Source organism: Shewanella frigidimarina (assembly GCF_003797125.1).
Lineage (GTDB): Bacteria > Pseudomonadota > Gammaproteobacteria > Enterobacterales > Shewanellaceae > Shewanella > Shewanella frigidimarina.
In genome coordinates, this window is sequence record NZ_RKKE01000003.1 from 818,300 (window position 1) to 839,752 (window position 21,453).

The following is a 21,453-nucleotide window of genomic DNA, read 5'->3' on the forward strand; positions in this document are numbered from 1 at the left end:
TAAAACCTAAACGCTCTTGTAATCAAATTGTAATCGCAGTGTTACTTAACGTTCATTGTAAACCTCTATGTTATGGCCAGGTTCTCAAATAACTTAACTACAACATAGGTAATATGAATATGCTCAAACAAGGCTTATCAGTGGTTATCGCTAGTATATTGTCTTCGGCAACATACGCAGGTTCTGCAACCGCAGCGACAACGACTGACACACAACTCAATAATGCTTGGTATAAAGACGGCCAAGCAACCATCACAGAAAAATTACAACAATCAAGATCAACAAGAGCAAAAAATGTCATCTTGTTTGTTGGCGATGGTATGGGGATTTCCACACTTACCGCTGCTCGGATTTTAAAAGGCCAATTAGCCGGTAATTCTGGTGAAGAAGGTTACTTAAGCTTTGAAACATTTCCTTATTCAGCTCTGGTTAAAACTTACAATGTAGATGCACAAACACCAGATTCAGCAGGCACCATGACCGCCATGATGAGCGGCTTAAAATCAGACGCTGGTGTTCTGGGTGTTGATGAAGATGTCGTTCGTGGTACTTGTGCCTCAGTCAAAGGCAATGAAGTAGTAACCGCCTTAGAGTTAGCCGAAATAAAAGGCTTATCGACGGGTGTGCTATCAACCGCACGTATTACTCACGCAACGCCAGCCGCCACTTATGCAAAATCAGCAGACCGTAACTGGGAAGATATCTCAGACATGGATATTGACAATAATGCTGAACGTGCAGATTGCGAAGATATCGCATCTCAACTGGTTAACTTTGAAAAAAATCTAGAACAACGTTACACCGGTGTTGATGTCGATGGCATTGATGTTGTGATGGGCGGTGGTCGTCGTCATTTTTTACCTAAAGATGCCGCATTTAATAGTGTCGATGCCGTTAGCGCTATTGAAGGCGACCGTACCGATGGCCGCGATTTGACCGCAGAATGGAGTGCTATGTATCCAAATGGTCAATACGTTATCGACCAAACTGGATTTGATGCTATTGATACAGAATCCACTGAACGTGTTTTTGCTTTATTCAATGAATCGCATATGCAATACGAAGCTGACCGAGCCAATGATATTGCAGGCGAACCCAGCCTGTCTCAAATGACAGAAAAAGCCATTAAAATACTTGATAATAACCCAAAAGGTTACTTCTTAACGGTTGAGTCTGGCCGAATTGACCATGGACACCATGCTGGCAGTGCAAGCACAGCGCTTAATGATGCCATTGAGTTTTCAAATGCTGTTCAAGCGGCATTAGACGCAACAAATGATGAAGAAACGCTAATCATTGTCACTGCTGATCACAGCCATGTATTTACCATTGCAGGCTATCCAAAACGTGGTAATCCTATTTTGGGTAAAGTGGTTGGTATTGGTGCGACTGAGCCTAGCGAAGATTCAGCTGGTAATCCTTACACCACATTAGGGTATAGCAATGGACTTGGTTTCAGAGACTTAGGGGCTGAAACAGATGGCGATGCATCTTATGCTGCTGAAGCTGTTGCAGGCCGTCAAGACATCACCGCAATCGATACAACAACCTCTGGTTATCACCAAGAAGTGACGGTTCCATTGAGCAGCGAAACTCACGCGGGGGAAGATGTGGCTATTCATACATCAGGCCCAGGTGCGCAATTAGTTCAAGGTACTGTTGAACAAAGCGTTGTATTCCATTTAATCAATCGTGCTCTTGGTTTAGTTGGTCAATAGACCCTATAAGGTTTTTATGATGAATAAATTTATATTATCAACATTAACAGTTTCATTGGTTTTTGCATTATCAGCTTGTGGCGATAACGGTGACAATGGCACAGATGGAACTAACGGTATCAATGGTTCTGATGGATCAAACGGTACTAATGGTACGAACGGATCCAACGCGTTAATTACCCAAACCCCTTTAGCGGTAGGTAATGCTAATTGTCTCAATGGTGGTGTGCAAATCGACTCGGGTATCGATACAAATGCTGATACCGTTTTAGATGCGTCAGAAATCACATCAACTCAATATGTATGTTCGCCTGCAGCGACCACAGTAAACGATACCGAACTACTAAGCAGTTTAAATAACTCATGGTTTAAACAAGGTGCTGCCGAAATAGAAACAGCAGACGATATTTGGAATAAAATTGATACCCAATTAGCAAACAATGCCAACGTATCGATTGCAACTGCATCTACCGCAGCAGAAATAACCGCACTTAAAGGCTCAGCTAAGAACGTGATTTTATTTGTTGGTGACGGTATGGGTGTTTCAACTGTAACCGCAGCGCGTATTTTAGATGGTCAAAATAAAGGCATGATGGGTGAAGAAAACCAATTAAGCTTTGATAAATTCCCATTTTCTGGTTTAGCAAAAACCTACAACGTTGATGCACAAACACCAGATTCAGCAGGAACAATGACAGCGATGATGTCAGGCATTAAAACAGATGCTGGCGTACTAGGTGTTGACGAAGATGTGGTTCGTGGCAACTGTGCTAGCACGAAAGGCATTGAGATGATCACTGCGTTAGAGTTAGCTGAAATTGCAGGTAAATCAACGGGTGTTATCTCTACCGCACGTATTACCCACGCGACACCGGCAGCAACTTATGCAAAGTCAGCAGATCGTAACTGGGAAGATATCTCAGATATGGATATTGCCAACAACCCTGAGCGCGCTAATTGTGAAGATATTGCATTACAGTTAGTCAATTTTGAAGCCAACTTAGAAGCTCGATATGCCGGTGTAGATGTTGATGGTATTGAAGTGGTTATGGGTGGTGGTCGTCGTCATTTTTTACCTAAAGATGCCGCATATAACAGCAATGACGCAGTCAGTACTATTGAAGGTGACCGTACTGATGGCCGTGACTTAACCGCAGAATGGCAAGCGAAGTACGCAACAAGTGCTTATGTATTTGACCAGGCTTCATTTAATGCTATAGACACTGAAACAACACCACGGGTATTTGGTTTATTTAACGAATCGCACATGCAATACGAAGCTGACCGTAAAAATGATATTGCCGGTGAACCTAGCTTGTCAGAAATGACCGCCACTGCCATTAAGGTGCTTAATAATAACGATAAAGGTTTCTTCTTAACGGTTGAATCTGGTCGTATTGACCATGCTCACCATGCCGGAAATGCTTACAACGCGCTAAATGACGCGATTGAGTTTGCTAAAGCGGTGCAAGTCGCGGTTGATGCAACAAGCCAAGAAGACACTTTAATTATTGTTACAGCTGATCACAGCCATGTATTTACCATTGCAGGCTACCCTAAACGCGGTAACCCAATCTTAGGTAAAGTGGTTGGTATTGGTGCGACTGAGCCAAGTTTAGCCTCAGACGATATGCCTTATACCACGGTAGGTTACACCAACGGCCTTGGCTTTAGAGACTTAGGGACAGAAACTGATGCCGATGCCAGTTATGCAGCGGCTGCGGTAACTGGCCGTGTTGACTTAACCGATATTGATACATCAACAGCAGGTTTCCACCAAGAGTCGCTAGTGCCACTAGGCAGTGAAACGCATGCAGGTGAAGACGTTGGCGTTTTTGCTGTAGGACCTGGCGCTCACTTAATTACAGGGACTAATGAGCAAAGCTTAATATTCCATGTAATGGATTACGCTGGCAACCTTTCTGGTGCAACTCAATAAAGACCGCTATATAAGTCATCAATAAAGAATAGGGGTTCGCCCCTATTCTTTAACTTTTAGCTTCCACCTTGATACTTAATCAGCCAATAAGATGAAACACATGAAAACTCTATTGTTACTAACCGCTATTACTTTCCCGTTATTTGCTTCAGCAAGTGACACTTGCCAATCAACTACGCTTATGGCGACCTATAACATTGAACAAACGACTCACGATGCAGCATCAAACAAACAAAACCAACTGGTACTATTAAGAGCCCAAAATTCTGTATTTCACATCAGCAATCAACAAGTAGCAACACAATGGACAACACTGCCACATAATCACATGAAAAAAACCTCATACTTTATTGATGACAAACGCGCCATTGAATATGAAGCAACCAAGACGATATCTAATCAAGCATGGCAATATCATGCACAATTATTGCACCCATTATTTCAAAAACAGTCAACACTCATTGAAACTACTGGGCAAGGCTGCGATAAACTAGAACATTATCAACAACAAACAAATACAAAAACGGTTGATATATGGTGGTTTCCAGCAAAAAAACTAGTACAACGCATTAGTACTGTATTGTCAGATAAAGGTGAATCCGCAGATAAAGCCGTAAATTGGCAATTAACCGAAGTGACTTACGACAACAAAATGATTCAACAACAGTTAGATACATTCTCTACGTACCAATCTACCGACTTTGCTGATATTGGCGATAATGAATCTGACCCGTTTTTTAGAAAAATGATCAACTTAGGTTTTATTGAACACAGCGCTTCAGGATTTTATGACAGCGAAGGAAATTCATTATCGTCGGCACATCAGCATTAACATCAGCATTAGCTATCGTACTTAAAAACTTATGGGCTTAAGTAATGCAAGCCGTTACATTTATCTCCGCTCTCCCCGCCTCTGTTTAAGACAAACAAAGTAATAACCATGCTATTTGTCTCGCCATCACAGGGAAGTGAAGCGTTACCCTTAATGAAGCTGATTCAACGTAACGCCATGGCAAAGTGATGAGATAAGGCTTATATGCTCACATTTGGACAACACCAGTTAGACGTTGTCACTGCATAGACATTATTTTTACCCAAAATAAATCAACACACTGTATTACACCTGTTGATGCTTTATTGTTTCTATCTGACGTTATCATCTGTCTAACGTTATCATCTACCTAAAAATTGAATATTTCTCATTGATAGGTGTAAAATCAGTGAGTTAATGTTATTTTGCTTCGCACAAAGGATTTTCACCGTAAAAGCCAAACCAATTAAAAGGATGTTTCTAAGTATGAAAAACAATAGTACGAAAAATAAAATCATCGCGTTATCTCTTGCACTCGCTATTGCCCCTTCTATCTCTTATGCCCGCGACGATGTCGGCAGTTATTCGGTAGCAGATGCGCTGAGTACAGAACACGCAAAAAATAAACTTGGCAGCAATGTCGCGTTTTATTTTGGTGATCAGGCTTATTCAGAACCAGTAAAAATTATCGGTGAATTCAGTGCTAACAAAAAGACCAATGCCTTTAATAAATCTGATATCGAAGCTTGCCATTGGGTGTTTCTATCGGCAATGATCGCGCTAAAAGAGCGAGCGGTTAAAGAAGGCGGTAATGCTGTCGTTGAAATAAAATCAAATTATAAAAATAATCTTACTAGCAGCAATGACACTTTCCAGTGCGGTGCTGGCAATATTGTTGCAGGCGTTGCACTAACCGGTAAAGTGGTTACGTTGTAAGCATCTATTTTTTCGTAAGTTTTTCATTCACAGGGCCAGATAGGGTTTAATACTATTAACTGGCATGCAAAGCCACTGAATTACAGTGGCTTTGATTAACTGTTTAAGATTATAAGGATGAAGCGATTTCACTTTGAGCAAAACTTTGCTGCATGAATTTATCAATACTATTGTATAGCGCTTGTTGTGTAATGATGTAGTTAAATCCATGAACTTCATTTTCAAAAAACATAGACTCATACGACTTGCCTAATTTATCTAACACATATTTCAATCGAAAATAATGTTCCGAATCGACTACGCGGTCCCTCCCGCCTTGAGCAATAAAAATTGGAATAGATAATTCATTCATTCTATACACCGGTGAATACTCAATTAAGGTATCCCAAGATTCATTTGGATCACCAAGAATATCGATCAAAACCCGCCGAGAATCATCTTTTTCAGAAATATTATGATCAGAAAACAGTAATGGTATGTCTGTCACACCGGCATAAGAGATGGCACATTTATATAAGTCTGGTCGTCTTATAGCACTGATTAATGCTGAGTACCCACCATAACTGATCCCAAACACACACACTTTTTGGCCGTCAATATCATCTCGAGCAATGGCTTTGGTAACGGCAGACTCAATGTCGTCTTCTATTAGTCGGCCCCATTGACGCTTGCCACTATTAAGAAATTTTTTGCCAAAGCCTGATGATCCGCGATAATTTGGGGTTAATACTGCATAACCTTTTTGAACAAAATAATGTACATCAACTGAAAAGTGTCTCGTATCATTAACACCTAACGGTCCACCATGAGGCATCACAAGTAAGGGGACGTCTTTAGCGGCAGAATTGCTTGGCATCGTTAAATAAGATTCAATTTCAACACCATCTGAAGAAGTCGATTTAATCACTAAACTTTTGCCTAATGAGTATTGATTTAACCAAGGTCGCTCTTCACCTATAAGCTGGCTTTTACCTGTTTCGGCATCGAATAAATAATAAGCAGAAGGTGAATCGATCGATTGACTAATCGTCACTATTTTTTGGTAATCTTGATCAAAGTGAATAACATAATTGTCTTCTTTATCTCCTTTACCCTCTGATGCACCAGTGTATGTTGACAACTTATTGTCATAATTTTGCACTAACACTCCACCGAGCATATAGGTGTAACCTATGATGCTGCTGTCGTAAGGGTTTTGAATAATGCCGACAATATCACGCCCTGGCAGACTGTAAACTTCACCAGTAAAAGCCTTAGACTGAACATCATATCGAGATAAGCTTTGATAACCATTTTGCTGTTCGGATAACACTAATAATTCATTTTTAGCATCATCAAACCATACTGGTATAAATTTAGTTTGATCATCTTGCCGCCAAACTTGTTGCCACTTACGACTGTCGGCTTTTTTAACATGAACCTCTGTTACGCCCCCTTTGCTAATAAAATTAACGTTAGGTTCACCAAAAGGATTAAGTAACCATGCACCTTCAGGAAATGGCCCTATTGATATACTCTTTTTACTGCGAAACTGCGCTTCAAAAGCATCATCAGTTACATTAATAGTAAATAAATGTGCTTTGCCATTTTTATAGCGCTGGGCGATAAAGATATCGTCAACAGCGAGTAATGGATCAAATAAGTAAGTTTGTTTTAGTAAAGCAACCTGAGTGACGCTATTGGCTGTATCAACTTTGTAAATCAATAACTGGATACCAGAATGGCGATCAAATGTCGTGACACTAAAATACTCTTTACCCAACCAGCCAAAATCACTAATGGACCGTCTAGATTGCTGGGTAAAACTAATCACCTTGGTATCCCAACTAAAATCTGTGCCAGCAAGTATCACTGTATAATTGTTATCGACCAGTTTTTTATATAGTAAATGTTGCCCCTGCGGACTTAACTTCGGTGCAACGACATCTGGATTTCTGAAGAAGTCGTCTTCAAGGCTTGCTGCGACGGTCATCGAGAAAAGCGATAATGCAATGAGAATACATTTAATCAGCTTCATAATTGATTCCCTTCAATTGCTTTAGCATATTCAAAAAAGTGGTCTTTTTCTTTGCCTGTGTAGTTCAAATTATATTGAGCCAATACTTCAGGATAGCTAGATTCCATGTATTCCAACGCTTTGCTGGCTTTGTTATTAAAATAAAACCGAGCACCACCAATCAAGTAATTTAAGCTGCCATTCATCTCGGTGTACATTGAAAGATGGCCTGCATAATTGATTTTCCCGGCCTCAACATTAATCACGTACTTCTGATCCGCTAAGTCAATATAAGTCTGTTTTCCTAGGTACACGCGATTCCAAGTGTAGCTGCCTGCATCTACCACTACGAGCCAGTAATTATAGTTTGACTTAAGTTTTTCAAACCTTAAGTCCGACAACCATCCTTCAGTGTCTAACGTAATATGACTCGGTACGTAACCTTGCTCAATTTTCATCGCAACAAGAATATATCCCTCATCTTTACTCAGTTCGGTTAGGCAATAACCCAATGTTGAAACGCAACATAAAACCACGCAAAATGCGCTTTGCAGCAATCGTCGATATCCTTTCACACAACAACTCCTTGTTGACTTGTTATTCTTATTAATGAAATGAGTAAACAGCTGATTTCACCATTACTTTCAACCTTTTTACCTCAAAAATATAACAAATAAACTGTTGAAATAAAATATAAATTCTGATTACTGGAGTAATTTGGTTGTCATCAAAAATTAAATATCACCTCTATTTGAAGTAAATTTATCTTTCATGAACAAATTTACGCTATCCTTATCCCAAATGTTCAACTGCAGCCCTTAAATGCCCACCAATATCATTACCATGTTCCCTGAGTCGTCCGATAAATCATCGACTCCCACATCGACTCCCGCATCGATAAGCGCTGTAGAGCAACCAGTGGCTGTGACCTGTTCAAATTGCCAAGCCTGTTGTTGCCGTTTAGAAGTAATGTTAATAACCGAAACTGGTGTGCCTAAAGTGTATATAGCCAAAGATAATTGGGGCGGAGAAGTGATGCGCCGACTTGATGATGGTTGGTGTGCAGCGCTAGACCGAGATACTATGATGTGTTCGATTTACGAAGTTCGGCCGCTGATATGCCGTGAATTTGAAATGGCTGAATACGAATGTGTTTCTGAACGCGAAGCCTTTGGCATTTAACTGCCTAAGAATACGATGTTAAATGCAATGCTATTACATTTAACATCGACAAACGGCTTGATAATACCAAGCCGTTCCAAGGACTATAATCGGTTAGTTTGATGGCTGAAAAAGTGCATTAGGTAACTTCCAGCTAATGACTTTTTGTTGCCCCTGCCAATTTTCAATGGTTAACCAAGCCTTATGTTCTGCTGTTAATACTTCTGGTGCAATAGCATGAACTTCTTGTCCGTGCTGACTGCCGTGCAAGATACCTGCATCGCCCATTTGTAATGTTTCTAATGGTAGAGGCTCTGTGCCAATATTTAAATATGCTTGACGGATCTTGTTTACCTGCCCCTTACTAAACAATAATAAAAAATCCTTAGTGTAGGTACCATCGTGAAGATATGGCGGATCAAGATCATACGGCATAGGTGTTATTTCAAAAGCGCCAACCGCTTTAGTTTCCCATGCATCAGGGAATTGCGGGAATAGAGACTGATATAGAAAATAACAAACTAGCACTAGCACTAAGCCATTTATTTTATATTTGTAACGATTCCATATGGTGTTTTTAATGCGGGCCATTAGTTACCTTCCTGCTCGACAAGTTGTGGGTTGTGTATTGCCAACGGAGCATCTAGGTCGGTTCTGGCGGCTTTTACGGTTCGACTTCCCCACATTAAAAATCCTGTGATAGACATTCCCGTTAGAAAAATACCGAAGATAAACCAAATCACTTTGGTCCACAAACCACCTATTGTGCCGTAATGCAGTGGATCAGCAATATGCGATAGGGTTTGTAAGGTTGTCATTGCCGCTGGCGATCTTTCACTTTCAATAGTGCCGCTCCAGGGATTCACTGTCACACCATAAGCATACTGATCATAGAAAATATGATCTCCCTGGCCATACACTTTATAAGTATCTCGATTGTGCTCTGGAAGCATAATGTAGGTACTTTTAAAACCCGGAAATTTTTGCTCGGCTACTTGCAGCGCATTAGATAACGTATACGGTCTAATGGGAGCATCATTTGCTGATGTAGGCACTTGGCTTGCTTCAATTAATGGCGCGTGTGGCTCCAAATCTATGTGGTTGTGCCACATAATAGCTTGTGTTAAATACCATAAACCCGTAATGCTCATAAGCATTAAAAACCACATTGACCACACTCCTGCCAATCGATGTAAATCTGCAAGCAATGTTTTTTTACCTTGATTTAAACGTAATTTTGGCTGGATAAATGAACGCCAGAACTTTTTATAAATCACCAGTCCAGAAACCAATGCACCCAACATCACAATTGCCATAAAACAGACAATGTAATAGCCGACACTGTAATTAACATGCCATGGAAACAGTAACCAACCGTGTAATGAGCGCATAAAATTAGTGAAGGTCATGCCAAGATTAATTGCTTGTATTTGGCCGGTGTATTGATTGACATAAGCAATGGCAAAAGGCGCATCGCTATCGTTAAAAATAACCGCATTAACCAGATAAGACTCAAAGCTCATCACTGTGGTGATGTTTGCTGTGGGGTGCGCTTGTTGCACAATTTCAACGAGTTCTGACATCGGTTTTTCTGCCAGATTTTGCGGGTTACTTGCCCTCGAGTCAGGATTTGTAAGCCAGGTTAATTCATGACTTACCACTGAAATTGTTCCTGTGAGGCACACGAAACAAAAAATTATCCATACGGGCAATGAAAACCAGCCATGAAGCTTAAACCAAAATTTATTACTAAGTTTTGCCATCTGTTTTCCAAATTTGTCCGTTGTCTTTATAGAGATGAATATCCCGCATATGCTAATACGATTGATAACGAATCTCAATAACTATTGAGTGATAATTATTATCAATTGTAAATTTTGTGCTAATCGTCCCATTTCTATTAATGTAACCGCCATCAACGGTTGCTAATGATAATCATTAGCAATAACATTAGTACCTGATAGTTATTATGTACCCTCATTAACATTATTTAGCGCTAAAAAAGATAAGGCAAAACATGAAACCTCAACACATCTTTGCACTTTCATCATTAGTTTTGGCTATGGGCTTTCTAGTACAGCCCTTCGCCCTTGCAGCCGAACAACAAAATGCTGACAACAATGATCAAAATATCGAAAAAATCCAAATCTTGGGTGTTCGTTATAAACGCGTTAGCCAAGGCGCGACCGGGCTAACCATGGAGATTGATGAAACTCCTCAGTCAATCAGTGTGGTGACCAACGAACAGATAACTAATTTTGGGGCCAACAACCTTAATGACGTACTTCGTCTTGCGACGGGTATTAATGTTGAAGAATGGGAAACTAACCGCACACAATATACTTCTCGCGGTTTTGAAATTAAAAGTACCCAAATTGATGGCGTCGGTTTACCTAATGACTGGGGTATCGTCACTGGTGCAATGGAAGCTTATGGTTATGAAAAAATTGAAGTTATTCGTGGTGCTAACGGGCTACTTACCGGAATAGGTAATTCTGCTGGTACCATTAATTATGTCCGTAAACGCCCAACGAATGAAAATGAAGGCGAAGTAGGCGTTTCCTACGGTTCGGATGACTTTAAGCGCGTACAAGCTGACTACTCTGCCCTGTTAACAGAAAGCGGTAGTTGGGCTGGTAGAGTTGTTGCGGTGGTAGAAGACAAAAGGTCATACCTAGATGGCCTAGAAAACGATCGTGGCTATATTTACGCTGTTGTTGATGGCCAATTAACAGACAATTCAACGTTAACGTTAGGGTTTTCATACCAAGATGCCAACACAGACGGCAATACCTGGGGGGGATTAGTATTTAACTATACTGACGGCACCCAAGCTGAGTGGGATACCAGTGCGACCACAACACAAGAGTGGACCATGTGGGACACTAGCAACACAACCGCATTTGTTGAGTATACTTACATTCTGCCTAACGATTGGGATCTCAAGGTTGCCTATAACCATCAAGGTTTAGAAGATGAAAGTAAGTTATTTTATGCTTCTGGAACCATTGATAAGGACACAGGCTTAGGATTAAATGGTTGGCCTGGTCGCTACGACACTGAATTTTCAGCCGATATTGTAGACATCACCACAATTGGTCATTACAGCTTATTTGGTCAAGATCATGAGCTCACCTTGGGATTAAGCGGTTCTCAAAGTAAAAAATACATGTACCAACACCCATTTGATTTTGCAGCGACTCCTGCATATGGCCCAACCCCAGCCTTCCCTTACGATCTCAATGCGATCCCTGAACCGGAATGGGGCGATAAAGTAGAGTACTCTGACATAGATGTAAGCTTACTTCGCGCTTATGGTTCAACTAAGTTCAATATCAATGACAGCCTATTCGTGGTTGCTGGTTTTAATGCGATTAAATATACCCGCGAAGGTATTAATAGCGGCGTTGATATAGACAATGACGAGAGCGAGTTTAGCCCTTATGCAGGTGTGGTTTATAGCATCACAGAGGATATAAACACCTATTTCAGTTATTCAGATATTTACCAACCGCAAGAGCAGTATGATTACGATGGGTATTTTTTAGACCCAACTAAAGGCGTAAATTACGAGCTTGGGCTTAAAACCCTATGGCTTGATAATGATTTAATGGCTACCTTTGCACTATTTAGCGCTGAGCAAAATAACCTCGCTAGCTACGCCGGCCTTAATGCCAACGGAAATTATTATTATAAAGGTGCCAATGTCGAATCGAAAGGGTTTGAAGTTGAAGTCACTGGATATATAACAGACAACCTCAATGCAGTATTAGCTTATACGCTGCTTGATGTAGAAGATGACAACGGCGCTGAAGCAAATGAGTGGGCAGCCCGCAACGTTGTTAACTTTTCAATGGATTATACCATTCCACAATTGCCAGAAGTAAGCGTTGGATTCGGCGGCAGATGGCAATCAGAAACCAAAAACGTTGATTCTAATGTAGAGCAAGATGCCTATTTAGTGGTTAACGCTTTTGCCAGTTGGGATGTGTCTGAGGACCTCAATTTAAGAGCTAACATTAATAACCTCACCGATGAAAAATACATTAATAGCTTGGCGACCATAGGTTATTACGGCGCGCCTGTGAATGGTTCGGTGAACTTAACTTATCGCTTCTAGGTGGCATGAAAATGCTAAAGCCAATGACTGAAATTTATGCCATTAGCTTAAGTATTCTTCTGTAATGCGTTTATTACCACACCGATATAATCAATGTGGTTGATCACGACAGCAGACATTATATTGATTGATAAAAAACCTCTTTTTATGAAAATAAAAAGAGGTTTTCTTTTTCAACATAGACACAACATTATTTACCAGCCCTACACAAATGATGGCGTTGATCTTGTCGACAGCAAAACGATATCACCTTATTACTTACTCATCAGCCACACGTGTTGCCGCTTAAAAGACTATGACAACCGAAGCCTGTGAAGCCAAAACTGGCATAGCTAATAAACATAACTGGTTCGTGAGACAATGAAGGTGTGACAGCTGTTTATTATCTCCTTGTGGCTATTTAATCGACTTACCTTCTAAAATTGACCTAATTAGCTGAAATATTATTAACTCTTACTTGCACTGTATGGCTGTGGGTCTTTATCATAAGCATTACTTTTTTAGGGCTAATCTAATTCAAATCTAGCCCATTTTTTTGGTCTTTCAGGAGCAACCATGCCAAAGATTAATCTGCTGTTATTGTGCGGCGGTGGCGGTGCAGAACACGATATTTCGTTAATGTCTGCACGTTTTTTTGAGTCATCACTGGCAAAGTCAGATAAATTTTCGGTACTTAAGTTAGTACTCGATAAACATGGCCATTACCACACTGAAGACGGTAAATTATGCGACCTGACTAATCGTCGTGAAATTCGTTTTGAAGATAACAGTACGCCAGCATGGTCAGTTGATTATGTGATCCCGTGTATTCATGGTTTCCCGGGTGAAACCGGCGATATTCAATCGTATTTTAACTTAATACAACTGCCCTACTTTGGTTGTGAATCTGAAGCCTCAAGTAATTGTTTTAACAAAATCACCGCTAAAATGTGGTTTTCAGCTTTAGGCGTCCCAAACACGCCTTACATCTTTTTACATCAACTAGATGATGATGCAATCAAGCAAACTGAAACGGCATTTGATAATTGGGGATCTGTTTTCGTTAAAGCAGCATCACAAGGATCGTCTGTGGGATGCTATAAAGTCGATGTGAAAGCCAATATCGCTAACGTACTTAAGGATGCATTCAGTTATGCACCTTACGTTGTGGTTGAGCAAACCATCCATGCGCGTGAATTAGAGGTCGCCGTATATCAATACCAGGGTGAAGTGGTAGCTACCTTACCGGGTGAGATTATTTGCGACAGCAATACCTTTTATTCATTTGATGAAAAGTACGCTACAAATAGTAAGGCTCGCACCGACGTTGTTGCTGATAACCTAAACCCAGAGATCAGTCAGCTGATCCGTGATTACGCGGTAAAAGCCTTTAAAGGGATGAAGTTACGTCACTTGTCGCGCATCGATTTCTTTTTAACTGCCGATAACCAAATTCTCTTGAATGAAATTAACACCTTCCCTGGGTTAACGCCTATTTCAATGTTCCCGAAAATGTTGCAAAACCATGGACATGATTTCACTGAATATTTAATTGATGTGATTGGACAACAGGTTGATTTAACGTAAACAATTTTAGTTCAAAATGCATAAAACAAAAGGCCAGCAAATTTGCTGGCCTTTTCTATACACTTACAATGTTAAACAGTTTAGAACCCTTCTACGCCCGCCATATCAGGTAATTGGTGTGCAATACCTTTATGACAATCGATACAGGTTTTTTCGCCGCTAGCCAGTGACGTTGAATGCATTTGTGATGCACGCTTAGACTGGCGAGTGAAATCCATATAGTCGAAGTTATGACAGTTACGGCACTCTAAAGAATCGTTAGCTTTGAGTCGGTTCCATTCGTTTTCAGCCAAATGGCGACGCTTTGCTTCAAACTTTTCACGAGTATTAATGGTGCCGAATATTTTGCCCCACACTTCTTTAGACGCTTGCATTTTACGGGCAATTTTGTCAGTCCAGTTGTGTGGCACATGGCAATCAGGACAGGTTGCACGCACACCACTTCGGTTAGTGAAGTGAATGGTGGTTTGCAGCTCCTGATAAACGTTGTTTTCCATTTCATGACAACCAATACAGAATTGCTCACGGTTAGTCAGTTCCAGCGCGGTGTTGAATCCGCCCCAGAAAATAACCCCTGCGATGAATCCACCAATGGTTAAGAAGCCAAGGCTGTAATGGACACTCGGACGACACAGCACTTTCCACACTATTTTTAGTTGCTCAAACAATTTTGCAATCATAGTGACTCCTAGTGCTTAACTGGGGCTTTCGCCTTCATTAAGTGATCAATATCGACAAAGTCATTTTCAACTAATAACTTGGCATCTAACTGCGGTGCATGGCACTGAGTACAAAAATAACGACGTGGTGATAAATCAGCCAAGAAATTATTATCACGGTCCATATAGTGAGTCACGCTCACCATTGGAGCCTGTGAGTGACCAGTACTGGTACGGGCATGACACTGGATACACTTGTTCACTTTAAGATCGATTTGATAACCATCAATCTTGTGCGGGATCACCGGTGGCTGCATTGGGTAATTACGTACCTGCTTAACATCGGTATTGATCACCGCTTGCATTGCAGGCGGTGTCGGTTCTACGTTAATTGGCGCTAAACGTAATGTGTCGATTTTGTCTTCAGGTACACTGGTAGCCATTACACTTACAGAGAAACCTAATAACGCGATAATCGATAATAATTTACCTGTTTTCATGGTCTGTCTCCTTAAGCCTTAACAATCTTTACAGCACATTTTTTATAGTCAGTTTGTTTTGACAAAGGATCTGTCGCATCTAACGTCACTTTATTAATGAGCTGACTAGCATCAAACCAAGGCACAAACACTAAGCCAACAGGCGGCTTATTACGTCCACGCGTTTCAACTCGGGTTTTAATTTCACCACGACGAGAGACGATTCTAATTTCATCACCACGGCGTAAACCGCGCTTTTTAGCATCTTCTGGGTGCATAAAACACACTGCATCAGGGAAGGCTTTATAAAGCTCAGGTACACGCTGTGTCATAGAACCAGAGTGCCAATGTTCAAGCACACGACCTGTTGATAACCAAATATCAAACTCTTCATCTGGTGATTCAGCTGCTGGCTCATAAGGCAATGCGAAGATAACCGCACGACCATCTGGCTTACCATAGAACTCAAAGTCTTTACCGGCTTTAACGTATGGATCTGACCCTTCACGGAAACGCCATTTGGTTTCTTTGCCATTAACAACAGGCCAACGTAAACCGTGTTCTTTATGGTATACATCAAAATCAGCTAAATCATGACCATGACCACGACCAAAAGTAGCGTACTCTTCGAATAAGCCTTTTTGAACGTAAAAACCAAAATGCTTAGCTTCGTCATTTAAGTACTTAGGATCGGCATCACTTAACGGGAACTTCTCAACGTTGCCATTTTGATAAAGTACTTCATATAAGGTTTTACCTTTAAATGAAGGATTAGCAGCTAACACATCGGCTGGCCAAACTTCGTCGGTAGTGAAACGCTTAGAGAATTCCATTAACTGCCATAAGTCTGAACGTGACTCGCCTGGCGCAGTAACCATTTGGTGCCAAAATTGAGTACGGCGCTCAGCATTACCATAAGCACCTTCTTTTTCTACCCACATTGCTGTTGGTAAAATCAAATCGGCGGCTTGAGTCGTCACTGTTGGGTAAGCGTCTGACACTACGATGAAGTTTTCTGGATTACGGTAACCCGGTAAACCTTCTTCGTTAATATTGGCGCCAGCTTGGATATTGTTGTTCACTTGAACCCAGTAGCAATTTAGGTCGCCATCTTTTAAGCGACGGTTTTGCTCTACCGCATGGTAGCCAGGTTTAGGAGGAATAATACCACTCGGAATACGCCAAATTTCTTCAGCATGTTTTCTGTGCTCAGGGTTAGTCACCACCATGTCAGCAGGTAAGCGATGTGAGAATGTACCCACTTCACGTGCTGTACCACAAGCAGAAGGTTGACCCGTTAATGAGAATGGGCTGTTACCTGGAGTAGAAATTTTACCGACTAACAAGTGAATGTTATAAATCAGGTTATTACACCACACACCACGAGTGTGTTGGTTAAAGCCCATGGTCCAGAATGAAGTCACTTTACGATCTGGATCAGCATAAAGCTCTGCCAACTCGATAAGCTTATGTTCTGGTACACCAGACAACTTACTGACAGATTCAACATCATAATCAGCCACAAATTTAGCAAATTCGTCAAAATCAATCGGTGTAGAGTCACCTGCTGTCGCAACGTTTTTAGCTTTCATTTCTAATGGATGCGTTGGACGTAAACCATAGCCAATATCAGTGGTTCCCTTGCGGAAGTTAACATGCTTTTTGATGAAATCTTTATTCACTTTGCCATTTTGGATAATGTAATTGGCAATAAAGTTAAGCATCGCCAAATCAGTTTGTGGCGTGAATACAATCGGTAAATCAGCAAGGTCAAATGAACGATGTTCAAAGGTCGACAACACAGCAACTTTAACGTGTGGAGCACTTAAACGACGATCGGTTACACGAGTCCACAAAATTGGGTGCATTTCTGCCATGTTTGAGCCCCAAAGCACAAACGCATCAGCCGCTTCCATATCGTCATAACAACCCATTGGTTCATCAATGCCGAAGGTACGCATAAAGCCACCTACCGCAGATGCCATACAATGACGTGCGTTTGGATCGATGTTGTTTGAACCAAAGCCAGCTTTCATTAACTTAACGGCTGCATAGCCTTCCCATACAGTCCACTGACCAGAACCAAACATACCAACTGCAGTTGGGCCTTTGGCTTTTATGGTCGCTTTCCAACGTTCGGCCATAGTGTCGAATGCTTTTTCCCATGTGATAGGAGTGAATTCGCCATGCTTGTCATATTTACCATCAGTCATACGTAACATTGGCGTTTGCAGACGATCACGACCATACATAATTTTAGAAAGGAAATAGCCCTTAATGCAGTTTAAGCCGCGGTTAACTTCACTTTTGGCATCACCATGAGTTGCAACAACTTTACCGTCACGGGTGGCAACCATAACTGAACAACCTGTACCGCAAAAACGACAAGGTGCTTTGTTCCATTCTAATTTGGTTTGTTCTGAGCTAGTGATCAGGTTGCTTGCACTTGTAGGTAGTGCTAATCCTGCAACACTTGCCGCTGCGATAGCGGCATTTGCTTTCATAAAATCGCGTCTATTCATTTTCATACTTCACCTTCTTCAAGCTCTTCACTTTGGTGATACACCATGGTGGCAGTCAACACACCCGGAATGGCATTAATTGTTGATATATCATCCATCAACGATCGTTGGCTCGGACCTTCAACGACAACAACTAACTTAACGTCATTATTAGCTGACAACTCAGCATTTTTGATGGCCATAATTTTTTGTCTTACTTCAGCCATTTGCTCAGGGTGTACTTGGACAATTAGGCTGGTTACGTGAAGTTCATTGCTCATACATCGTTCTCACATTGTTTATTATTTTTAGGATTAGCCTGCGCCTGGAGGCCCAGTTAAAATTTGGCTAAACCAGATAGTAAAACCTAGTGCGCTAACCAGTAAGACAGATAAAATTGGGGCTAGAAATACGGTCAAAAAGATAAAAATCTTTAGCTCTAAACCCTTTTTACTTTCAGTTTCATTACTCATGGACCCTCCAAGAGTGGGGATAAAAACAACAAATCATCATCGCTTCATTGCTTCTTTATTACGACTCGGGTGAATTTTATCGTTAATGCAGTAACAATCTATATACTCACAAATTGGTAAAACGAGGTTAATATGATCTAGATCATCAATTTAAATAAATCATTAGCTAGATCAGGCTTATCAAGCATAAATACCGATTAAATAAAGGATTATTTAACGGTTTTTTGAGCAGTATTCTCTTTGATTGGTATCAAGTATAAGACACTAAAAACTACTTGCACGGCCAAGATGTTATTAAGGGGTTAATCATGAGATATGCCTTGGCATTTTTTACAGCCATAAAAAAACCGACAGCCACATAACTGTCGGTTTAGGTGTCACTCGTGAACAAATTAGCTCATGCGGTAACGTAATACTTTTAATGATTTCTGTTCATCAATATCAGCAAATACGGACGGATTAGCAATTCGCTCAACATAAGATAATTGTGGCGCGGTATTAGCCACTTGTTGCATTAAAAAATCACAACCCAGTTCAGGGGCATTTAAGCACAGCAACACTTCACCTTGCGGGGCAAGCAAATCCGGCAGACGTTTCAATAAGCGCTCATAATCTTTAGTGGCCACAAAACTGCCACGTTGATTACTGGGTGGATCGGCCACAATCAAATCATACGGTCCAAGCTTGGTTAACTTACCCCAAGATTTAAAAATATCGTGGCCTAAATAACGCGCACCTGCGGGTAAGTCATTTAATACATGGTTTTGCTTACCAATGCTTAACGCGCCTTTACTCATGTCCATGTTGACCACTTCATCTGCGCCGCCTTGCAAAGCCACTACCGAAAATCCGCAAGTATAAGCAAATAGATTTAGCACTTTCTTATGTTTTGCATGTTGTTTCACCCATGCTCGGCCATTGGCCATATCTAAGAATAAACCGTGGTTTTGTCCGCGTAATAAATGGACTAAAAAACGCGCGCCATTTTCAGTCACTATATGCTGTTCTGGTACTTCGCCATGCAATAACTCACTGAATGTTTGGCCACCGTGACGGTATTGGTACACCAAATTAAGTGTTTCAGTTGGTCGCTGTTGCTGCCAAAGGGCCTTTATTGCAATCACTAATTCATCCAGTTGTTCGGTTTCGAGCATCTTAAAACTGGTGAGTAATAATACTGGCTTATACCAATCTAAACACAGGTGTTCATCGCCGACGAATAATCCGCCACGGCCATGAAATAAACGGCAAACATCATCACCGAACGTCAAATTTGGAACTATTTGTAAAAAACCTTTCATACACTCTCTTAACTCAATAAACTAAATACAATCAATAGGGTTATGCATTGGTGGTTGATGACTTAGCTTTAGCGTCGCTGTCCACGCGATGGTCATTATCAGCGTCACTACTGACTCCACTATCAACGTCATTATTAACCTGTTCTTCATCGTCGTTTGTGTGTTCATCCTCAGCTGCAATTTCGGCTTCTGCTTTAACACTATTGGCGGATTCATTAAATGAGTCATCACTATCATCCGACAACAAAATTGCCAGCCAATTGCCCGAGTCACTCGATTCAAGACCAATTTTAACAATCATGGTTAAGGGTACCGACAGCAACATGCCGACAGAGCCAAGCAGCCAACCCCAAAAAATCAATGATAAAAAAACCACTAAGGTAGACAAGCCTAAGCCACGCCCCATAAAACGGGGTTCAACCATATTACCCATCACCATATTGGTACCCACATACAATAAACCGGTAATACCTGCAGCCCCTGGGCCCATTTGGATAAAAGCTAATAACACAGCCGGAATTGCGGCAATAATAGAACCAATATTAGGAATATAATTAAACAGAAAAGCGATGACAGCCCATAACAAAGCATAGTCAACGCCAATGATTGTCAAACCGATACCAACAACCACTGCTGTCGCTAAACTGACCAGGGTTTTAATCACCATATATTGATTAACCGACTGCAAAAACTTGTCTATTTGCTTTAAACGCTTATCTGGAGCATCAAGGGCTAAATGAAACTTTCTAGGCATTGATTGCGCTTCAAATAACATAAATACGATAGTCAAAATAATCAGGAATAAATTAGCCATCACATTGCCAACACCAGACAACATATTGGTGGTCATGGATAGCGCCATGCCGGGGTCAAAATAATCGAGTACTTTTTGTTGAGAAATCTGGATATTAAAATCTTGCAGTTTTTCAAGGATCCACGCAAATTGTTCAATCAATTGCTCCCGATACTTGGGCATTTCTTTGGAAAACTCAGTTACCGAACTGCCCACTAAACTGGCCAGCCACAAGCCCATTAACACAATAAATCCCATCATTAAGATGATCGATAACCATTTAGGAATACGGTAGCGCGTCATCAACACAATAGCAGGATTACAAATAACCGCTAAAAATGCAGATAATACAAACGGCACCACTATTGGGCTGGCCGTTTTAATTCCAGCCAAAATAATCACTACGCAAGCCATCACCACAAAACTTCGTACAGCCATGGGCGATTGTTGTAATCCATTCATAGAACTAAAAATCCTTATTATTGCTTATTAAAATGATTCTATATGCTAAGCTAAACTCAGTAACATATTGCAAACTAAGTTAAAATTAATTGTCGATTCATATATCAATTGATGACAATATTGGCTTACAACTACTTTTAGGGATCCACTCACTCAATATGAAACCAGAAACCGCTATTATACGCATTAAAAACTTACGTTTACGCACCTATATCGGCATTAAAGAAGATGAAATCAATAACCAACAAGATGTCATCATCAATGTGGTTATCCATTATTGTGCCGACAAAGCGCGAAACAGCAACAATGTCGCTGATGCGTTGAATTATCGCACCATTACTAAAAAAATCATTGCCTTGATTGAAAATAATCGTTTTTCTTTACTGGAAAACCTAACAAACCAAACTCTTGCCATTGCTAGCGAACATGATTGGGTTGAATTTGCCAGTGTTGAAATTGATAAACCCCATGCACTGCGCTTTGCAGACTCAGTGTCGATGGAATTATGCTATCAAAAACCGCAATAACAGACATGTTA

General features: G+C 40.8%; 19 protein-coding genes. 8 read left to right on the top strand and 11 right to left on the bottom strand.

What is annotated here, in order from left to right; all coding sequences use genetic code 11:
- Nucleotides 1-113 precede the first annotated feature (113 nt).
- The 4 genes from EGC86_RS12980 to EGC86_RS12995 all read left to right on the top strand — a co-directional run bounded on the left by EGC86_RS12980 (nt 114) and on the right by EGC86_RS12995 (nt 5,404).
- Nucleotides 114-1,718, top strand: coding sequence for an alkaline phosphatase (locus tag EGC86_RS12980; RefSeq protein ID WP_041413089.1), 1,605 nt, complete (start codon nt 114-116; stop codon nt 1,716-1,718).
- A 19-nt stretch (nt 1,719-1,737) separates the two neighbouring features.
- Nucleotides 1,738-3,657, top strand: coding sequence for an alkaline phosphatase (locus tag EGC86_RS12985; RefSeq protein WP_165872411.1), 1,920 nt, complete (start codon nt 1,738-1,740; stop codon nt 3,655-3,657).
- A gap of 100 nt (nt 3,658-3,757) precedes the next feature.
- The gene (locus EGC86_RS12990) at nt 3,758-4,489 is read left to right on the top strand and encodes a hypothetical protein (RefSeq protein ID WP_123777831.1); all 732 of its coding nucleotides are present in this window, start codon (nt 3,758-3,760) and stop codon (nt 4,487-4,489) included.
- A 465-nt stretch (nt 4,490-4,954) separates the two neighbouring features.
- Entirely contained in the window at nt 4,955-5,404 is a 450-nt protein-coding gene (locus EGC86_RS12995) for an excinuclease (RefSeq protein WP_123777832.1), read from the top strand.
- 109 nt (nt 5,405-5,513) lie between these two features.
- Here EGC86_RS12995 and EGC86_RS13000 read toward each other — a convergent pair whose 3' ends face one another.
- Nucleotides 5,514-7,421 (bottom strand): alpha/beta hydrolase family protein, encoded by a 1,908-nt coding sequence (locus tag EGC86_RS13000; RefSeq protein ID WP_123777833.1) that lies wholly within the window; start codon nt 7,419-7,421, stop codon nt 5,514-5,516.
- On the bottom strand, nt 7,418-7,975 hold the full coding sequence (locus EGC86_RS13005) for a hypothetical protein (protein ID WP_123777834.1): 558 nt from the start codon (nt 7,973-7,975) through the stop codon (nt 7,418-7,420). Before EGC86_RS13005 ends, EGC86_RS13000 begins: the two co-directional genes overlap by 4 nt.
- A gap of 247 nt (nt 7,976-8,222) precedes the next feature.
- Here EGC86_RS13005 and EGC86_RS13010 point away from each other — a divergent pair, with 247 nt between their 5' ends.
- A complete protein-coding gene (locus EGC86_RS13010; RefSeq protein ID WP_245423151.1) occupies nt 8,223-8,582 on the top strand; it encodes a YkgJ family cysteine cluster protein in 360 nt (119 codons plus the stop codon).
- Between the two features lie 93 nt (nt 8,583-8,675).
- On the opposite strand, the gene EGC86_RS13015 is transcribed toward EGC86_RS13010, so the two are convergent.
- Complete coding sequence (locus EGC86_RS13015; protein ID WP_123777835.1) at nt 8,676-9,152, bottom strand: hypothetical protein; 477 nt, start codon at nt 9,150-9,152, stop codon at nt 8,676-8,678.
- Nucleotides 9,152-10,324 carry a PepSY-associated TM helix domain-containing protein gene (locus EGC86_RS13020; protein ID WP_123777836.1) on the bottom strand — a complete coding sequence of 391 codons (1,173 nt, stop codon included), beginning with the start codon at nt 10,322-10,324 and terminating at the stop codon, nt 9,152-9,154. The genes EGC86_RS13015 and EGC86_RS13020 overlap by 1 nt, the downstream gene beginning before the upstream one ends.
- A 254-nt stretch (nt 10,325-10,578) precedes the next feature.
- Between EGC86_RS13020 and EGC86_RS13025 the strand changes: the two genes are divergently transcribed.
- Complete coding sequence (locus EGC86_RS13025; protein WP_123777837.1) at nt 10,579-12,681, top strand: TonB-dependent siderophore receptor; 2,103 nt, start codon at nt 10,579-10,581, stop codon at nt 12,679-12,681.
- A 555-nt stretch (nt 12,682-13,236) separates the two neighbouring features.
- Nucleotides 13,237-14,247, top strand: a complete 1,011-nt coding sequence (locus EGC86_RS13030) for a D-alanine--D-alanine ligase (RefSeq protein ID WP_123777838.1) — start codon at nt 13,237-13,239, stop codon at nt 14,245-14,247.
- 80 nt (nt 14,248-14,327) lie between these two features.
- On the opposite strand, the gene EGC86_RS13035 is transcribed toward EGC86_RS13030, so the two are convergent.
- From EGC86_RS13035 to EGC86_RS13065, 7 genes are all read right to left on the bottom strand, one after another.
- Complete coding sequence (locus tag EGC86_RS13035; RefSeq protein ID WP_011638002.1) at nt 14,328-14,927, bottom strand: cytochrome c3 family protein; 600 nt, start codon at nt 14,925-14,927, stop codon at nt 14,328-14,330.
- An 8-nt stretch (nt 14,928-14,935) separates the two neighbouring features.
- A complete protein-coding gene (locus tag EGC86_RS13040) occupies nt 14,936-15,406 on the bottom strand; it encodes a nitrate reductase cytochrome c-type subunit (RefSeq protein ID WP_011638003.1) in 471 nt (156 codons plus the stop codon).
- A gap of 11 nt (nt 15,407-15,417) precedes the next feature.
- Nucleotides 15,418-17,907: a nitrate reductase catalytic subunit NapA gene (napA, locus tag EGC86_RS13045; protein WP_011638004.1), complete on the bottom strand. Its 2,490-nt coding sequence runs from the start codon at nt 17,905-17,907 to the stop codon at nt 15,418-15,420.
- A 2-nt stretch (nt 17,908-17,909) separates the two neighbouring features.
- Nucleotides 17,910-18,167 (bottom strand): chaperone NapD, encoded by a 258-nt coding sequence (locus tag EGC86_RS13050; protein WP_011638005.1) that lies wholly within the window; start codon nt 18,165-18,167, stop codon nt 17,910-17,912.
- 33 nt (nt 18,168-18,200) lie between these two features.
- Nucleotides 18,201-18,359, bottom strand: a complete 159-nt coding sequence (locus EGC86_RS13055) for a periplasmic nitrate reductase, NapE protein (RefSeq protein WP_011638006.1) — start codon at nt 18,357-18,359, stop codon at nt 18,201-18,203.
- A 392-nt stretch (nt 18,360-18,751) separates the two neighbouring features.
- Nucleotides 18,752-19,660: a class I SAM-dependent methyltransferase gene (locus tag EGC86_RS13060; protein WP_123777839.1), complete on the bottom strand. Its 909-nt coding sequence runs from the start codon at nt 19,658-19,660 to the stop codon at nt 18,752-18,754.
- A 40-nt stretch (nt 19,661-19,700) separates the two neighbouring features.
- The gene (locus EGC86_RS13065; protein ID WP_102036331.1) at nt 19,701-20,915 is read right to left on the bottom strand and encodes an AI-2E family transporter; all 1,215 of its coding nucleotides are present in this window, start codon (nt 20,913-20,915) and stop codon (nt 19,701-19,703) included.
- Nucleotides 20,916-21,073: 158 nt separating this feature from the next.
- Between EGC86_RS13065 and folX the strand changes: the two genes are divergently transcribed.
- Nucleotides 21,074-21,442: a dihydroneopterin triphosphate 2'-epimerase gene (gene folX, locus EGC86_RS13070; RefSeq protein ID WP_011638009.1), complete on the top strand. Its 369-nt coding sequence runs from the start codon at nt 21,074-21,076 to the stop codon at nt 21,440-21,442.
- Nucleotides 21,443-21,453: the final 11 nt, after the last annotated feature.